Source organism: Arthrobacter sp. GW822-FHT05G07 (assembly GCF_058799755.1).
Genome location: NZ_JBXALT010000009.1, coordinates 221,425 through 237,361 on the forward strand (window position 1 = coordinate 221,425; position 15,937 = coordinate 237,361).

General features: G+C 63.0%; 15 protein-coding genes. 4 read left to right on the forward strand and 11 right to left on the reverse strand.

What is annotated here, in order from left to right:
* Positions 1–62 precede the first annotated feature (62 nt).
* From topA to AC1RJY_RS16825, 3 genes are all read right to left on the reverse strand, one after another.
* On the reverse strand, positions 63–2,786 hold the full coding sequence (gene topA / locus AC1RJY_RS16815) for a type I DNA topoisomerase (RefSeq protein WP_498602774.1): 2,724 nt from the start codon (positions 2,784–2,786) through the stop codon (positions 63–65).
* 124 nt (positions 2,787–2,910) lie between these two features.
* The gene (locus AC1RJY_RS16820) at positions 2,911–3,621 is read right to left on the reverse strand and encodes an ArsR/SmtB family transcription factor (RefSeq protein ID WP_011775957.1); all 711 of its coding nucleotides are present in this window, start codon (positions 3,619–3,621) and stop codon (positions 2,911–2,913) included.
* Entirely contained in the window at positions 3,618–5,267 is a 1,650-nt protein-coding gene (locus AC1RJY_RS16825) for a DUF7059 domain-containing protein (protein WP_043806638.1), read from the reverse strand. The genes AC1RJY_RS16820 and AC1RJY_RS16825 overlap by 4 nt, the downstream gene beginning before the upstream one ends.
* Positions 5,268–5,395: 128 nt before the next feature.
* On the opposite strand from AC1RJY_RS16825, the gene AC1RJY_RS16830 reads away from it, so the two are divergent.
* Positions 5,396–5,839: a DUF6023 family protein gene (locus AC1RJY_RS16830; RefSeq protein ID WP_498602775.1), complete on the forward strand. Its 444-nt coding sequence runs from the start codon at positions 5,396–5,398 to the stop codon at positions 5,837–5,839.
* Positions 5,840–5,903: 64 nt separating this feature from the next.
* Complete coding sequence (locus AC1RJY_RS16835; RefSeq protein WP_498602776.1) at positions 5,904–6,434, forward strand: DUF6023 family protein; 531 nt, start codon at positions 5,904–5,906, stop codon at positions 6,432–6,434.
* An 8-nt stretch (positions 6,435–6,442) separates the two neighbouring features.
* Here the strand turns inward: AC1RJY_RS16835 and trhO are convergent, their stop codons facing one another.
* Positions 6,443–7,339: an oxygen-dependent tRNA uridine(34) hydroxylase TrhO gene (trhO, locus tag AC1RJY_RS16840; protein WP_014922676.1), complete on the reverse strand. Its 897-nt coding sequence runs from the start codon at positions 7,337–7,339 to the stop codon at positions 6,443–6,445.
* A gap of 147 nt (positions 7,340–7,486) precedes the next feature.
* Here trhO and AC1RJY_RS16845 point away from each other — a divergent pair, with 147 nt between their 5' ends.
* Both AC1RJY_RS16845 and AC1RJY_RS16850 read left to right on the forward strand, forming a co-directional pair.
* The gene (locus AC1RJY_RS16845) at positions 7,487–8,179 is read left to right on the forward strand and encodes a GNAT family N-acetyltransferase (protein WP_043471474.1); all 693 of its coding nucleotides are present in this window, start codon (positions 7,487–7,489) and stop codon (positions 8,177–8,179) included.
* A gap of 83 nt (positions 8,180–8,262) precedes the next feature.
* A complete protein-coding gene (locus AC1RJY_RS16850; RefSeq protein ID WP_011775963.1) occupies positions 8,263–10,605 on the forward strand; it encodes a DEAD/DEAH box helicase in 2,343 nt (780 codons plus the stop codon).
* Between the two features lie 49 nt (positions 10,606–10,654).
* On the opposite strand, the gene AC1RJY_RS16855 is transcribed toward AC1RJY_RS16850, so the two are convergent.
* The 7 genes from AC1RJY_RS16855 to ssd form a co-directional block, all read right to left on the reverse strand.
* Positions 10,655–11,017: an Rv3654c family TadE-like protein gene (locus tag AC1RJY_RS16855; RefSeq protein WP_014922677.1), complete on the reverse strand. Its 363-nt coding sequence runs from the start codon at positions 11,015–11,017 to the stop codon at positions 10,655–10,657.
* Positions 11,014–11,400 (reverse strand): TadE family type IV pilus minor pilin, encoded by a 387-nt coding sequence (locus AC1RJY_RS16860; RefSeq protein WP_011775965.1) that lies wholly within the window; start codon positions 11,398–11,400, stop codon positions 11,014–11,016. The genes AC1RJY_RS16855 and AC1RJY_RS16860 overlap by 4 nt, the downstream gene beginning before the upstream one ends.
* Positions 11,397–11,816, reverse strand: a complete 420-nt coding sequence (locus AC1RJY_RS16865; protein WP_498602777.1) for a DUF4244 domain-containing protein — start codon at positions 11,814–11,816, stop codon at positions 11,397–11,399. The genes AC1RJY_RS16860 and AC1RJY_RS16865 overlap by 4 nt, the downstream gene beginning before the upstream one ends.
* A gap of 242 nt (positions 11,817–12,058) precedes the next feature.
* Positions 12,059–12,661 carry a type II secretion system F family protein gene (locus AC1RJY_RS16870; RefSeq protein ID WP_498602778.1) on the reverse strand — a complete coding sequence of 201 codons (603 nt, stop codon included), beginning with the start codon at positions 12,659–12,661 and terminating at the stop codon, positions 12,059–12,061.
* A complete protein-coding gene (locus AC1RJY_RS16875) occupies positions 12,661–13,488 on the reverse strand; it encodes a type II secretion system F family protein (RefSeq protein WP_498602779.1) in 828 nt (275 codons plus the stop codon). Before AC1RJY_RS16875 ends, AC1RJY_RS16870 begins: the two co-directional genes overlap by 1 nt.
* Positions 13,485–14,777 carry a TadA family conjugal transfer-associated ATPase gene (locus AC1RJY_RS16880; RefSeq protein WP_498602780.1) on the reverse strand — a complete coding sequence of 431 codons (1,293 nt, stop codon included), beginning with the start codon at positions 14,775–14,777 and terminating at the stop codon, positions 13,485–13,487. Before AC1RJY_RS16880 ends, AC1RJY_RS16875 begins: the two co-directional genes overlap by 4 nt.
* Positions 14,774–15,913 carry a septum site-determining protein Ssd gene (gene ssd / locus AC1RJY_RS16885; RefSeq protein WP_498602781.1) on the reverse strand — a complete coding sequence of 380 codons (1,140 nt, stop codon included), beginning with the start codon at positions 15,911–15,913 and terminating at the stop codon, positions 14,774–14,776. The genes AC1RJY_RS16880 and ssd overlap by 4 nt, the downstream gene beginning before the upstream one ends.
* Positions 15,914–15,937 lie beyond the last annotated feature (24 nt).

Sequence of the window (15,937 nt, forward strand, 5' to 3'; positions counted from 1 at the left end):
CTACTCGACCACGATGCCGGCCGGGACGCAATTCGCGAGTGCTGTCCCGGCCGTCATGGTGACTACTTTTTGGCTGTTGCCTTCTTGGCCGGCGCCTTGCGGGTGGTGGTCCGCTTGACCGGTCCCTTGGCACGCTTTTCTGCCAAAAGTTCGACGGCGCGTTCCCGGGTCAGCTCTTCGAGTGACGTTGAGCGCGGGACGGTGATGTTGGTGACGCCGTCAGTGATGTATGGGCCGAAGCGGCCTTCCTTCACCACAATGTTCTTCTCGGAAACGGGGTCCGGTCCGAACTCGGCCAGCGGCGGCACGGAGGCACGGGCGCCGCGCTGCTTGGGCTGCGAGTAGATCTCCAACGCCTGTTCCAAGGTAATCGTGAAGATTTCCTCTTCCGAGCCGATGGAGCGGGAGTCCGTGCCCTTTTTCAGGTACGGGCCGAAGCGGCCGTTCTGCACTGTGATGGGGTTGCCGTCCGCGTCCTCGCCGAGGACCCGGGGCAAGCTCATGAGCGCGAGGGCTTCATCCAAGGTGACCGTATCCACGGTCATGGACTTGAACAGCGAACCGGTGCGCGGCTTTGCCTTCACGGGCTTTTTGGGAGGTTTGGGCTTGCCGTTCTTGAAATATTCCACCGGCTGGTTGGCCAGTTGTTCCTCGGTCATCTCAGGGATGATCTCGGTGACGTAAGCCCCGTAGCGGCCGTTCTTGGCAACGATGGTGTGGCCGGTGTGGGGATCGGTTCCCAGGACCCGTTCCTCGGGGGCCGCGGTCTCCATGAGCTCTTTGGCTTTGTCCGCCGTGAGTTCGTCCGGGGCGAGTTCCTCGGGGACGTTGGCCCGTGCGGACTCAACCACTTCACCGGTCTTCGCATCCAAGGTGGGGATGGAGCTTTCCAAGTACGGGCCGAACTTGCCCACGCGCAACGTGATGCCCTCGGCGATGGGCACGGAGTTGATCTCGCGGGCATCGATTTCGCCGAGGTTGTTGACGATGCTCAGCAGTCCGGGGTCTGCGTCCTCACCGTAGTAGAAGTGCTTGAGCCAGGCGGCGCCCACGGCCTGGCCGTTGGCGATCTTGTCCAGGTCGCCTTCCATGTCAGCCGTGAACTCGTAGTCCACGTAGTCCGTAAAGTGCTGCTCCAGCAGGCGGATAACGGAGAACGCGATCCAGCTGGGAACCAAGGCGGAGCCCTGCTTGCGGACGTAGCCCCGGTCCTGGATGGTGGAGATGGTGGAGGCGTAGGTGGACGGGCGGCCGATGCCCCGCTTTTCCAACTCAGCGGTCAGCGATGCTTCCGTGTAACGCGGCGGCGGCGATGTTTCGTGGCCGACAGCCAGAATGTCCGAAGCCGTCAGGGAATCGCCCTTGGCAACGTTCGGGAGGCGACGCGCTTCATCGGATTCCTCGTCGCCGCGGCTCTCATCCTTGCCCTCTTCATAGGCTGCTAGGAAGCCGGGGAAAGTGATGACCGTACCGGAGGCGGAGAATTCGGCGTCGCGGCCGTCGGCGGCTACCGCGCCGAGGCGGATGGTGGCAGTAGAACCCTTGGCGTCAGCCATCTGGGAGGCCACTGTGCGCTTCCAGATGAGCTCGTACAGGCGGAACTCGTCGCCGCTCAGCTGCTTGGCAACCTGCGCGGGAGTGCGGAATGAGTCTCCCGCGGGACGGATGGCCTCGTGCGCTTCCTGGGCGTTGGCAGCCTTGTTGGCGTAAACGCGGGGGCTCTGGGGCACGTACTCGGGACCGTAAAGCTCCGAAGCCTGGCGGCGGGCTGCCGTGAGTGCTTCATCGCTCAAGGCAGACGAGTCTGTACGCATATAGGTGATGTAGCCGTTTTCATACAGGCGCTGGGCAACCTGCATGGTGCTCTTTGACGAGAAGCGGAGCTTACGGCCGGCTTCCTGCTGCAGCGTGGACGTGGTGAACGGCGCGGCAGGGCGGCGGGTGTACGGCTTGGTATCTACGGAGCGGACGCGGAATTCGGCGTTTTCCAAGCCTGCAGCCAAGGATGTGGCCAGTTCCTCGTTGAGGTGCACCACGGTGGAGGACGTCAGCTGCCCGTTGTCGTTGAAGTCCCGGCCGCTGGCAACCTTGGAACCGTCCACGGCCGCAAGCTTGGCCTTGAAAGAACCCGAGTCTGAACCGAACTGGCCCGTGAGGTCCCAGTAGGACGCTGCCCGGAAAGCCATGCGTTCACGTTCGCGGTCAACCACCATGCGGGTCACCACAGACTGGACACGGCCGGCCGACAGTCCGCGGGCCACCTTGCGCCACAAGACAGGGGAAATCTCGTAGCCATAAAGGCGGTCAAGAATACGACGCGTCTCCTGGGCGTCCACCAAAGCGGTGTCAACATCGCGCAGGTTATCCATGGCCCTGTGGATGGCTTCCTTGGTGATTTCACCGAAGGTCATGCGGTAAACGGGAACCTTGGGCTTCAGGACCTCCAAGAGGTGCCACGCGATGGCTTCACCTTCGCGGTCCCCATCAGTTGCGAGATAAAGTGCGTCAGCGTCTTTCAGCTGGGCCTTGAGCTCGGCGACTTTTTTCTTTTTGTCCGGGGAGACAACGTAGTACGGCTTGAAGTCGTTTTCGATGTCGACGGCGAACTTGCCCAGCGAGGTCTTCTTCAGTTCGGCAGGGAGGTCCGATGGCTGCGGGAGGTCCCGGATGTGGCCGATCGAAGCCTCGACGATGAAGCCCTCGCCAAGATACTTGGCGATGGTCTTGCTCTTGGCGGGAGACTCCACGATCACGAGTTTCTTGCCGGTTTTTGCCTTGCTGGGCACGGTGCTCCTACAGAAAAAATGTGTAATTGGGCTGGTGCCCATATTGGCCTAGTTCACCATAGTTTGCAGAATCCTGCGTTTTGGCGCGGAACCAGGACGGACAATCGAAGACCCGGGCGGGCTGTTACTGACCGGGCGCTACGCGGTCGTCCGGGATCATTGACCACAAGGTTGCCACACGTTCAGCACCTTCCGGTATCCGGGTGGGATCCTCGAGTTCGTACTCCCGCAGAACTGCGCGGATTCTGTCCAAGAGTTCCCTGCGCTGGGGGTTGGTCAGATACAGCAGGTTGCTGGAGAGGACCACCGCTGCCGGCTCTTCTCCCGTCTCTCCCCGTTGCCGGCGCTCACCGCGGGCTTTGGCGAAGGCCGAGGCCCGGCGCCGGAAGGCATCGAGTTCAAGGTCCACCACGGCGATCTCGGGGCTGGCGACGCTGCCTCCCGAGATAGTGAAGTCCGTTCCAGCCGCCTTCCAGCGGCGCTCCCGGGCATCGCCGGCGTTTTCCGCAGGCGCCACGATCCCCCACTTCTGCAGGGCCCGGAGGTGGTAGCTCATTGCGCTGGGCGTCAGACCCGTTCTGGCAGCGAGTTCGGTGGCTGTGTGGCTGACCTGTGTGGCGTAGAGCTCAGAGATCACCTCAATCCGGGCGGCGTGCGCCAAGGCACGGATAGCCTTGGGATCCGTGATCTCAATCGTCTTCTCGGCACGCTTCCGCCGAGGAACGTCGCCTGACGCTTGGGATGCTTCGTTGTTCGCAGTCACTTCATCAGTGTAGTCAGGGTCACTTCCCGGAGGTCCGGTAGTTGATGAGTGCGGTGCGGCACCCCGGATCATGCGCTGACCTGCGCCGGGTCCGGAAGGAGGAACCCCTCCAGGACCAGGTTGGTGACGTCGCGGACAAGCCCTTCGCGGAAAGCTTGTTCATCGAAGTCATCTCCCCCGCCAAGGAGCGATACCAAGGCCGAGACGATTTGCCGGACCGACAATTGGCCGTCGCAGGCGGAGACGAACCCGGCGAGTTCAGTGCTCAGCAGATTGGTCCGGCGAAGGCCGGCGCCCTGCCGCAGGAGGATGACGCCGGGATGAACAGCCCCGGGACGTTGATGCCGTTCTTCTGTAACGTCCTCGGCTACCACCAAGTGTGCCTCCGGGACCGAATGTGCCGCCACCCAGTCGGCCCGTTCCACGGCTGCACCCACATGCGGCCCGATTGGCTGCTCGATCGGATAGGTGATTTCCTCGAAGCGGCTGACGATGGCCCCGAACGGTGACTCCGGACGGCGCAGCCAGATCATGCCGAAGCCAATGCCTTGGACATTCCTCGAAGCAAAGTCATCCAGATAGGCGGCGTAAGCCTCCTTGTATTGCTGGCCTTCGCGATTCTGCGAGGCGTCCTGAAGCCACGTCTCCGCGTACTGCTCAGGACCCACCTGCTCCCGCTGGATGAACCAGACGTCCAAACCTGAGTCGCGGAGCCATGCCTGGGGCCGGTCCTTCCAATCGGTACCAGAGGTAACCTCCCAGTTACCCAGCATTTGAGCCGTACCGCCGGCCTCGAGGACCTCAGCGAGCGACTGCACGAGGGAGGCGACGATGTCGTCGCCGGGGAGCCCTCCGTCGCGATATGTGAACTGCTCCGACGACGATTCGCCACCCGTTCGCGGAGTGATCACGAACGGAGGGTTTGATACCACCAGACCGAACTGTTCCCCTGCCACCGGCTCAAGGAGCGATCCCAGCCGCAGGCTCACCCGGCCCTCCAGGTGGTTGGGGTCCAGCTCCAGTTCAGCGGCGTTCAGCAGGAGGTTGAAGCGGGTGAACGCGAGTGCCCTTTCGGAGATATCCGTGGCGGTGACGTGCTCGCAGTGGTGCAGCAGGTGGAACGTTTGGATTCCGCATCCGGTCCCCACATCCAGCGCACGTTTGGTGTGCTTCCTGAACGTGGATTGGACCAGCGTTGTAGAGGCACGTCCAATCCCCAGGACATGGTCATGCCTCAGCACCCCCGGCTGCTGGTGGGCTGCGAGGTCGCTGGCGACCCAGAGTTCCGCGCCGCCGCTGCCATCGGTGTTGGCGTCCCAGCCGTAAGGGCGCAGGTCCACCTTGGCCTTGACCACCCCTGAATCCACTGTGACCAGCCCCAGCTCCGCAAGTCCTTGCGAACGAATGCCGGGGAGCGCGGAATCGATGTCTGCCACGGACTGCGGAACGGCCAACAACCAGAGGCGAACGACAACTGCCGGCGATCGGAGGGCGGGGTCCTGGGAGTCCATGAGCCGCTCGCTGGCCAGCAGAGCAGGGATGAGCTGGTCCCTTCCAAGCGCTTCAGAGGCGGAGGTCCCCAGGAGTTCAGCCACACCATCCACCGTGTAGGAGAGCGCACGAAGGTCCGCGGCGAGCGCCGAAAGCAGTTCGGGTCGGTCGCTGCGGGGAGCATCGTCAGTGTTGCCGGAGGTAAAGGAGGAAGCTGTGTCAGTCACCTTGCAAGTGTAGGGGCGGCGCACTGCGCTTTTGGATCCTGGAATCGCGCTATGTGGATACTGGCGGCGGGCGGGCAATCGCGATGAGTGGACAAAGCTCCCCGCGGGAACCCGGTAGCGTTGGATTCATGCTCAACTTCTCCTCCACAAGGCGCCGCGCGGGCCTTGTTGCCATCACCACTGCGGCGCTGCTGGGAGTCTGCGGCTGCCAGGCACCGGTCAATATCGAAGATGCCGACGTTCCTGCCTGGAAGGAAAGGGTCCTCCCCGCAGCGAGTGGCGTGGTGTTGGAGGACTCCGGCAAGATCCTCAACCGGGACCCGTTGGTCAAGGAATCCGCGAATGTTCCGGCAGGAAGCTACACACTCACCATGGCGTGCGATGGGGGCGGCAAAGCGTACTTTGCAGTTTCTTCGGGCGGCAACAAGATCACGGACGCCGCCGCAGCATGCAATGGAAGCCTTGATGTGGTGAAGATCAAGGTTCCCGGAGCCGGTCCCCTCAGCATCTCGACGAGCAGCGTCGACGCTCCGCTGATTTTCGCCTACCGCGTGGTTTCCGCGGCCGCCTAGGATTGCTCCGGCACCTGCCCGGATAGGCCTTCAGCCGGTGGCAGCACGGGCGTAAAGTCAGTGCATGGGCAGCAAGGCAGCTGGCTCGGTGATGCCACAGCGGCTGGCGAGGGCCGCCGTCGTCATCCTTGTTGTGCTGAGCGGCAGCCTGTCGGCCTGCGAATATACCTATGACGACGGCGGAAGGCCGGACGCCAGCCCTACTTCCACAGCCGGCGATGTGGTGCTCCCCCCGGATCCGGCACTGGAGGAGACCGTCACTGGCGAGGCGCTGGAAGAGTGGGCGAAGATGGCCTTGCCCGAGTCCCAGGGGCAGTCGTTTTACTCAAGCAACGGCTACCTCAATCCCGGCGAGTCCAAGTCCGAGCAAACGGTGCAGTTGCCGGGTGGGACGTACGCGGTGACACTGGCCTGCCGGGGCACCCGACGGGTGACATTCAAGGTGGCCTTGGGCGAGGCCGAGCTGGTTGACCTGACCCTTGGGTGCGCCAATGCCCGCGTGAGTGTGGTCCAGCTGGAGAAGGACGCCATACTGTCCATCACGGTGGGTTCCAGGTCGGACGCCAACTTCGCCTATCGGGTGAGCCGGCTCTGACTCGGATGTCAGGCGGCTTCGCAGCCTCCGGGGCAGCGGAGCGTTTCCGGGCTGGAGGCACATTCCCCGCAGTACAGGGTCAGCGTACGGCAGCTGAGGTTTGAGCAGTTCTCGAATTTGTTGGTGGGCGCGGAACAGCGGACGCACTCACCGATGGTTTTTGCTTCCTCACTGAACTCGACGTGCATCCGCTTATCGAAAACGTACAGTGAGCCTTCCCAGAGACCTTTGTCCTTGAACGTCTCGCCGTAGCGGACGATCCCGCCATCCAACTGGTACACCTCTTTAAAGCCCCTGTTGACCATCAGGCTGGACAGCACTTCGCAGCGAATACCGCCCGTGCAGTAGGTGACAACGGGCTTGTCCTTGAGGGAGTCGTACTTGCCCGAATCGAGTTCCTTAATGAAATCGTGGGTGGTGTCCACGTCCGGGACGATTGCGTCCTTGAACTTGCCGATTTGGGCTTCGAACGCGTTGCGCCCGTCGAAGAACACTACGTCTTCGCCACTGGACTTTTTGGCATCCACCAGTGCGTGCAGTTCCTCGGGTTGGAGGTGCTTTCCGCCGCCCACCACGCCGTTGGCGTCCACCTTCAGCTCACCGGGCGCACCGAACGACACAATCTCATCGCGCACTTTGACGCTGAGGCGCGGAAAATCTGCGGCGCCTCCCTCGGACCATTTGAAGTCGATGTCGTGAAAACCCTTGTATTCACGTGTGGTCTTCACGTACTGCTTCATGTTGTTGAGCTCGCCGCCCACCGTGGCGTTGATGCCGTCCTTCGAGATGAGGATCCGGCCTGTGAGGCCCAGTTTTTCGCACAGGGCACGCTGCCATAGACGCACGGCGTCGGGGTCGGCGATCGGGGTAAAGCCATAGAAGAGGACAATTCGGTTCAGAGCCACTATTAAAGGGTACTTGGTGCAGTAGAATCCGGCCGCTCGGGGTCGCTCGGGGCAGGGCAGCCAGCGGTAAGTCACAATTCCATAAGCAACCATCCCGGGGCTGACATGGCTCTGTTGCTTCATGGTGCGCTGGCATACTCTCTCTACATGAGTCCAGACGCCTTGGTTGAAGACATTGCGCACCTCTTGGAAGTCTGGGTAGCCGGTTGGTCCGGCTGCCGCGGCTATGAATCCCGCCAAGAGGGACGTTTCCCTGCCGCGCTTCGCGCCGACAAAACCGGTGATTGGGAGTATTTCGCCCATGACCCTTCGGATGAAGAGTTCGCCGCCCTGGCGGAGAAGACCGCAGAAGCCCCAACCCGGATCCTGACGGTCCTCACCAACGATGTCCAACGGTACAAGTACCTTGCTGAACAGCGCGGACTCACGGTGACGTCAGCCTCACAGACCATGATGATCGTGGACATGGAAACCCAGGATTCCGAGGACCCTTGGCTTCCTGACGATGACCTTGAACTTGCAACCTCGGAATCCAACGGCGTCCATCATGCGGTGGTTCACTCCGGTGAACGGGTTGCTGCCAGCGGCCGGGTCTACGTCGTCGACGGCACCGCTGTTTTTGACAAGATCGTCACTGAACCCGATTTCCAGCGCCGTGGCCTGGGAAGCTTCATCATGAAGGCCCTCGCAGCCCAAGCCTTTGCGCACGATGTTGAAAACGGACTGCTCCTGGCATCGCTGGACGGCCAAAAGCTCTACTCCCACTTGGGATGGGACGTGGTGTGCCACGTCCTCATGATGTCCAGCGGCACCGAAGGATCGGATCTGTCAGGAGCGTAGAAACTCCCGTTTAACAGCCAAGCCCGACGGCGGCGCTCCAGGGCGCCGCCGTTGGCGTGCCCGCACAGTGACAGAATGATTCGGTGGCTGCACCGAATTCCTTGATCTCCTTGCTGGGCCGGACACCGGACCCTGAGCAGTTGCGCCATGTCCACACCATCCCGGCCCGGAAGGCGGTCAACGAGCCCTGGCCCGACTGGGTCCACCCGGACGTTGTGGCAGCCTACGGTACCCTCGGCATCCACCAGCCGTACCGGCACCAGATCCAGGCGGCAGATCTGGCCCATTCCGGACAGCACGTAGTCATCGCCACCGGAACTGCCTCCGGAAAGTCACTCGCCTATCAACTGCCCGCGTTGGATGCGATACACCGTTCCGAGCTGCGGGTCCTGTCCGATCCCGGAAAGATCCACGACGACGGCGCAGTCACCCTCTACCTGTCCCCCACCAAGGCCTTGGCAGCAGACCAGCTCGCAGCGATCCGCTCGCTGAAGTTGCCTACTGTCCGGGCAGAAACATACGACGGCGATACCGACGTCTCGTCCCGGCGCTGGATCCGTGACCACGCCAATTTCATCCTGGCCAACCCGGACATGCTGCACTTCGGCATCCTCCCCAACCACACGTGGTGGGCCCGGTTCTTCCGACGGCTGCGCTATGTGATCGTTGACGAAGCACACAGTTACCGCGGTGTCTTCGGCTCGCATGTGGCCAACTTGATGCGGCGCCTCCGCCGGATCTGCGCTTATTACGGGGCGGGGACGTCCTTCCCCGAGCCGGTGTTCATTGCAGCGTCCGCCACAGCTTCCGATCCCGGGGTCTCCTTTGGGCGGCTCATCGGCGCTCCCGTGCGTGAAGTTTCCGAAGACTGCTCTCCTCACGGCTCAACCACAGTGGCGTTCTGGGAGCCCGCCTTGACGGACGTCAAAGGTGAGAACGGCGCCAAGCAGCGGAGGACGGCCGTAGCTGAGACCGCGGACATCCTGGCCAACCTCGTTTCCTCGCGAGTAAGGACCATCGCATTCATCAAGTCGCGTCGCGGCGCCGAGTCCATTGCATCCATCACCAAGAGACTGCTGGACGAAGTGGATCCCAGCCTTCCCGGACGGGTGGCCGCATACCGTTCCGGATATTTGCCCGAGGAACGTCGGGCTTTGGAGCAGGCCTTAAGGTCCGGCCAGCTGCTGGGAGTCTCCAGCACATCCGCATTGGAACTCGGCATCGACATTTCGGGCCTGGATGCCGTACTGGTGGCAGGCTGGCCCGGCACACGGGCCTCGCTCTTTCAGCAGATTGGCCGCGCAGGGCGGGCGGGGCAGGACGCCATTGCCGCGTTTGTGGCCAGCGACGATCCTTTGGATACCTACCTGGTGAACCACCCGGAGGCCATCTTTGACGTTTCCGTGGAAGCAACCGTCTTTGATCCGGGCAACCCCTACGTCCTTGGCCCGCACTTGTGCGCGGCGGCGGCCGAGTTGCCGATCGGACCTGCGGAACTCGATCTCTTCGGGCCTACAGCTGAGGGCCTTCTGGACCGCTTGGTGGTCCAGGGATACCTCCGAAAGCGGCCGGCTGGGTGGTTCTGGACCCACCCGGAGAGTGCTGCCGGGATGGTGAACCTCCGGGCGGACGGAGGTGGACCGGTGAGCATCGTCGACGCCGAGACCGGCTCCCTTCTGGGAACCATGGACTCGCCACAAACCCACTATCAGGCCCACACGGGTGCCATCTATGTCCACCAAGGCGACAGCTACCTGGTGGAAGACCTCAACGAAGCCGATCACTGCGTCATGGTGCGCCGGGTAAATCCGGACTTCTACACCACGGCACGGGATGTGACCCAGATCGAAGTCCTTGAAACGTCCCGCTCGGTCCAGTGGGGTGACATCACCGTGCATTTCGGCGACGTCAAAGTAACTACCCAGGTGGTCTCCTTTCAGCGCAAGGCCTTGATTTCGAACGAGATCCTCGGGGAGGAACCTCTCGATTTGGGAGCCCGGGACCTGTTTACCAAAGCCGTCTGGTTCGTGGTGGACAACCGGTCGCTGCACGGAGCCGGATTGGTGGAAGCGGAGTTCCCCGGGGCGCTGCATGCGGCCGAACATGCTGCCATAGGGCTCCTCCCCCTGGTGGCATCCAGTGACCGCTGGGACATCGGTGGCGTCTCAACAGCACTGCATGCCGACACCGGCGTGCCAACCATCTTTGTGTACGACGGCCATCCCGGTGGTGCCGGCTTCGCTGAGCGGGGCTTTGAGAAAGCCAAGATATGGCTGACTGCCACCCGCGAAGCCATCAAGGCCTGCGAGTGTGATGCCGGCTGTCCGTCCTGTGTTCAGTCCCCTAAATGCGGCAACAAGAACAACCCCTTGGACAAGGCAGCCGCCATCACACTCCTGGACGTCTTGTTGAAGGACGCCAGCTAGATTCCCTGGCACCAACCCGTCCTGCACGAAGCCGGTGTGCCTGGCCTTGCTACGGAGGAGGTCCCGCCCTGGAGTGTCCGGTGGCGACGCCCCACTGGAAGGGATGTGCCAGCTCAGTGCCGACCTCCACCACGTCCCCGCCTGCTACCGCGCAGGACGTGAGCTTCGCATCGTGCTTCCCGGCCACGCCTGCTGCCACGGCACATGGGTCACCGGAGGTCAGGCCGCGGGCAGCATCTGCTCCGGCAAGAGCTGCAAGGTCAGCCGCCGACGCGGCCCGGGATGCCATCACGCCAGCCTGTGCCAGGAGAAGCAGTCCAAGGAGCAGCACCATCACCACCGCCCCCAATGCCAGGGCGAGCACGGTTCCGGATCCTCGCTCACGCTGGGTGTTTTTCCGGAACTTTCTCACGGGGTACCCGATTCTACCGGCGCTGACGCCGAGGCTCTCAGAGTCCATGGGACCAACGGGCCTAAGGCTCCGCCTACTGGTGCCGAAGCAGTTACTGTCAGCCACTCGCCGTCGTTCGTCAGCGACGAGCTGACGCCCTCCCCGGCAAGTCGCTTGACGATGCCTTCCACAGAGCTGGAAGTCTCACCCCTGGCCGATGCGCGCGCCCCCGCCCTCGCCGCTTCCTCCAACCGCAGTTGGGTAATACCCGCGGCGCCGCCTGCCAGCAGGAATGCCAGGAGCAACACAACGGCCGGCAAGGCGACGGCGAACTCCGCAGTGACAGCGCCCCGTTCCGTTTCATTCCGGGACGTTCTCCCGCGGGCAGGCAGCGCTTCCGTCATGGCAAGGACAAGGCCGTACGGATCAGGTTGAGCAGGAAGCCGCGGACCTCCTCACTCCGAAGGATGACCACAAGCAGGCCCGCGAGCCCAACAGCGGCAAGGGTGGCGATTGCGTACTCGGCGGTGGCCATGCCCGCTTCAGAGCCGATGAGCCTTGTCCTTGCCCAGAAGCCATCGTCCGTAAGTGGCCCGTCCTCGGACTCCTCAAGATCGTCAAATCCCAGTTGGAACTGCCCGATTTCGTCCTCGAGATCGAATCGCTCGAGGTCGTCATGTTCAAGCTCGTACTCGGAGAGCTCATACTGCCGGGTTGTCACCGGTTCAGCGGAGGGAGCCTTCGGGACTACAACGGGAGCCGGTTGATCCCGGGGCATATCACCGAGAATGTCAGGAAGCGCAGTGGACAATGTTTTCATGGTGGGTTCCTTTCAAGAGTGGCGGCGGGTCTGCCGACAGACTCGACTCTTCCGTGACTTGGAGTGGCCCGGAATATGGCGATTCCAGCAAGTGGATAACCCCGCCTTTCCGGCTCGATGTGGAGGGAAAGATGTGGCTATGGAAGCACCGAGTCTTCAGCACGAAACGCCCGGCACTGGATGTACCGGGCGTTTCTGAAACGTCCTCTCCGCCCTTCAGGTATCTCTTATCTCTGCGCATTTCAGCCTGAGGGGAGCATGGCGATCAGGACGGGGACGATGCCGAGGCAGATGAACGCCGGAAGGGAGCAGAGACCCAAAGGAACCACAAGCTTCACGCCCAAGGCAGCCGCCCGCTTCTCCGCGGCCCGGAACTGCTCTCGCCGTTCCCTCGCAGCCTGTGCATAGAGGATGGAAGCCGACGGCGCACCCGTCAGGGCTGCGAAGGCCAAAGCATCCTTGAGGCGGACCACTTCGGGCGGTTGCCTGGTGGGCGTCCGCCAGGCAGTCTCCCAGTCGGCACCAATGGCCAGTGCGGCAACAACGGGTCGGAGCGATTGCCTGATGGGGGGTGAGGCACACTTTGCCATAAGTTCCAGGGCCCGCCCGATTCCAGCTCCGGCGTCGAGCATCGAGGCCACCAACTCCAGCATCATTGCCGTATCGCGAAGTCCGTCAGTCACTACGTCAGGGGTTGATCCGGATGGCTCGTGAAGCGGTTCAGCGTCCCTGGTCCGAGGATGCAACGGCTGCAAACGCGCTCTCATCCGCGAGGGTGGCGCGAAGGTGAGGATGGCGGCCAGCGCCATGACCGCGATCATCAACAGCACCGGGGCTCCGGACATCAGTGGCCTCCAGCAGCAGAAGCAACCAGCCGCGAGGACCAAATCCGGCCCGCCACTGTCAGGAGGAGTCCGGCCGCGAACGTGGCGACACCCAGGAAGTTGTTCAGCAAGATCCCCAAAGGATCCACGCCCAAGGCCATCCCCAGTCCGAGCCCGAATACCGGGAGCCACGACAACAGCCGAACAGTAGCCTTGGGACCTGCGAGCGCCGTCTGACGAGCAGCCTCGGAGTCTTCTTCGGCTTCCAGTTGGGCTGCGAATCGGGTGAGGACATCGGCCAACGGACAACCGCTGGTCTCGGCGATGTCCAAGCACGCGGCCAATTCCATCCAGACGCGACGCTCAGGACTTTGGCGTGGCGAATAGACCTTTGCGGCCGCGCCACGGATGGCTTCTGCAGGAGAGTTTCCCACGGTGGACGCTGCCCGCGCTGCCGCGAGTACTTCCAGCGACCCACGGGACAACCCGGCGTTCCCTTTCTCCGGTGCCGCACCCGCCCCCGTGCCCGCGCCCGCAGCCGCACCCGCACCACTGGCCGTGATGTGCGGTGAACCATGGACAAGCCACAGCTCTTCCCACAACCGGGAAGTTCCCCGTCCTCCGCGCAGGAGTGCCGCGAGCTGTTGCACCAGCACCACAAGCGACAACGGCTCAATCCGGTGTCGCCGATGTGAACGTCCAGGCCGCACTCCCACAAGAGCTTGGGTGCCTCTCATCCGGCCCGTCGGCTCCCCTAGATTCGTCCGAAGACGTCGGCTGCTGTCCCGATGGCCGCTTAATTGCAGCCAGGCTGCGAGCGCCACAAGAAGGACAAAGACACCTGTCACGGGGCGACCCCGTTGCTGTGCCTTCCCATTGGAAATAACCCGGGGCCAACTGTCGGCTCACCTGCCGGCGATTCCCTTTCCTGGGGCACCTCGTCCACCTCAAACGGTTCCAGAGCAAGCCGGGAGGCGAGTTCGGGCCATGCTGGTCCATATGTCATTCCTGACACGCTCCAGCTAAGGGCAGGAACCACTTTCTGGCCCTCCCGAATATCGGTCACTACACCGATGGATGCCACTTTCCGTCCCGCCGAGGTTCTGTCCACGTGAATCACGACGTCCAGCGCACTGGAGACCTGCAACCGCACGGCTTCGGCGCTGAGGCCTGCCAAGGCGCCGAGAGCCACCAATCGCGCCGGCACAGCCGCGGCAGTGTTGGCGTGGATCGTGCCACCGCCGCCCGTGTGGCCAGTGTTGAGTGCGGTCAGCAATTCGCGGACTTCAGCGCCACGGCATTCTCCTACGATCAGTCTGTCGGGCCGCATCCGCAGGGCTTGCCGAACCAGCTCTCCGAGGTCCAGTGCCCCTCCACCCTCAAGATTTCCGTGTCGCGACTCCAGCGTCACTACATGCGGATGGACGGGGTTGAGTTCGGCGGCGTCCTCTATGAGCACCAAGCGCTCCGCCGGATGGCTCAAACCGAGCATGGTGGAGAGCAGGGTGGTCTTCCCTGAGCCCGTAGCACCGCTGATGAGGAAACTCAGTTTGCACGCCATGATGGCCCGGAGAATCGACTCGACATGCTCCGGGAACATGCCACTTTTCCTCAACTCGGCGAGAGTGAATACCTCTTCCCGGCGGATACGGATGGACAGCAGGGTCCCTGCTGTCGATATGGGCGCGAGGACTGCGTGCACCCGATAGCCGCCGTTGAGTCGGACATCCACACAGGGGGAACCGTCGTCCAATCGCCTGCCTCCGGCCGAAACCAAGCGGGTGGCCAGCGACCTGATCTGCTGCTCAGATTCGAAGTGAACAGATGCACGTTCCAAGCCATTCCCGCGGTCCAACCAGACCGAGTCGGGGCCGTTGACAAAGATGTCAGTGACGGAAGGATCCTGGGCGAGCTGCTGGAGGGGTCCCAGTCCGTTCAGTTCCGCGTTGATGGTTTCCGCAGCCTCCAACGCTCCGGCGGTACCCAGTAATCTGCCGCTGGCCTGTACTGCCGCTGCGACGGTAGACGGTGTTACGGGTCCGCTCCCTGCGAGCACTGATTCCCTCACCGTCTCAAGAAGGAGAGAGTCCAGCCTGTGGCCCTGAGTGCGGCGGGTTCTCTCGGCGAAACGGCTCATTGGGTGGGGCCGTTCAGCTCAAGCACAGAACCTGCGAAACGGCGGACTGGTTTCCGGCGTCCCAGTTCCAGCAATCGTCCAAGTTCGGTCCCGGCCGCCACGCCGCGCATCTCGGGAAGAACGCCCAGCAGCGGCAATCCCAGTGTCTCGGCGATCAGCGGCGCATCCACGGACGTGGTGCCGGTTCCGCGGACCAGGAGTCCGGCATCAACGGGCGGGAGTTCGTTGAGGACGCGCGCTGCTGCTACCGCGGATTTGAGGTGGGCCATGGTCAGCAGCAGAATCCTGTCGCAGTCCCATGCGAGCGTCCCGAGTCCCTCCCCACTGCGTCCGATGTCCACCAGGATGAGTTCGAAGCTCCGGCGTGCGGCGTCAACCACGGCAGCTACGGCGTCAGCCGCTGGAATCTGGACCGATTCGCGGGTTCCGGGCCACGACAGGTAGGCGAAGCCGCCAGCCATGGGCAGCGAATCCCGGAACTGGGACGGATCAATGCTGCCGCGGGTTTCGGCGAAGTCCGGCCACCGGAGTCCAGGAATCTCGTCAGCCGTAACTGCGAGTTCAAGACCTCCACCCCAGCGGTCACCGTCGATGAGGACGGTGCTGACGCCATGCCCGGCCGCAGCTTGGGCAAGCCAGATTGCCGTGGTGGTAGCTCCTGCCCCGCCGCTGCCTCCGATGATCCCCATGACCGCGCCTCCGGGGTCAGGGGAACCGGACATGCTGAGGTGTTCGGCCAGCCAGGCGGCGGCCTCGGGCAGGACAGCCACCCGCTCCGCCCCCAGCGCCGCGGCTAAACGCCATAACCCATCACTTTCAGAGGCTTTGCCGAGCAACACTGTGGGAGCCCTCCGCCTCGGCGGCAGCTCACGAATATCGCTGCCCACCAAAACGACATCGGCGGTATCCCACCCATGGACGGCGTCCGCCACGTCCAGAGCCGTTCTCAGGCTTCCGCCTGCAGCGGCGACTATCCGCTTGGCCTCCTCCTGAAGGTAGGGGTCGCCGGAAACGAGCAAGATCCCAACGGCATCACGTGGCACCCAGGATCCGTCCGCGTCCCCTTGAACTGCTCCCTTGGTGCTCTGCCTGTGTTGCTTGCTGCCTTGCCTATGCCGACGATCTCGCTTGCTCATGGCATCCACACTGTTCGAGTCGGC